This is a genomic window from Stieleria mannarensis, assembly GCF_014154935.1.
GTDB classification, from domain to species: Bacteria; Planctomycetota; Planctomycetia; order Pirellulales; family Pirellulaceae; genus Stieleria; species Stieleria mannarensis.
This window is the reverse complement of the sequence record NZ_JACEHH010000169.1, coordinates 1-1,005: the sequence shown is the minus strand read 5'-3', so window position 1 is coordinate 1,005 and position 1,005 is coordinate 1. Positions and strand designations below refer to the sequence as shown.

The window sequence follows — 1,005 nt, the reverse complement described above, 5'->3', positions numbered from 1 at the left end:
CCTTCATCGCTCTGCTGGGCCGTCCACCGCAGCAAATTCAAATAGTCCGCCCAATCCAAGTCCAGAAACCCCTTGTTGCTGGCTCGCACGCCGCCTTCGCTGAGCTCAGGATCACTCGCCGGCTTTTCCCCCAGCCGAAGCGGCGCCAGCCAGCCGTCGCGCCGGATCCGCTTGCCGGTCGGGTTGACGCGTTTCTTCCGGCGTTGCTCCTCCAACGCTTCGACCGGCGTTTCACGAATCGTTTTCCCTGCCTCCGCCGTTTCCACGGGGACCAAGTCAAAGGCCGCCGAGTCGATTTTGTCGCCTTCGTCTGCCTTGATGCGGTCATAGGCCGACGTGTGAGCCGCTTGGTCCGGAGTTTCCGCCATCGCTGCTCGGACCGGATTCAGATCCACGTACATCGCACAGGCTAGCAAGCCCGCTTCATCGGCAATCGCCTGGGCTTTGAATCGGCCCTCCCAGAACCGCCCCGTGCATTCGTCCTGCTTGTTGGCCATGCGGGCGATCGGCTCACTCAGTGCACGCATGAACCATGATAGGTCGGACAGTCGACGCCGAATCTCCGTGATCCTTTCCTTGTCACGGGCCAAGGTGGCGACGTCATTTTCGGTCGGCTCGGCGAGGTGCTCTTCCAATCGCCGCCCGGGAAAGACTCTTAGCCAGCGAATCGCAACCTCCTGATCGGACCAGGCCTGAACGACGTCGGGCCGGTTACGTAGGATCAGATGCATGTGATTGGAGAGGATGGCGTAGGTCAGCACATCGACGGCAAAAACCGAGGCCAGAGCCTCCATCCGCCTCCGGATCCACTCACGGCGGAATCCGTAATCCTTCCCAGATTGCGGATCCACGCCCGCCAGGAAGGCCCTTCGCACGCACCGCTGCACGCAGTGCACAATCGCAATCTCTGCCGGATCAAACTGCTCCGACCGCAACGCACGTCCCATGGCAACCTCCCCAGTTCGAGTGCCACCATACTAACACCATGCCCCCCGGAGTCAATAG

Annotated in this window: 1 protein-coding gene; it reads right to left on the bottom strand. The window is 61.5% G+C overall.

The annotated features are described in order from the left end of the window. Positions 1-947: hypothetical protein (locus H1B37_RS32925; protein ID WP_182871507.1), on the bottom strand; the 947-nt coding region annotated here is incomplete at its 3' end. Positions 948-1,005: the final 58 nt, after the last annotated feature.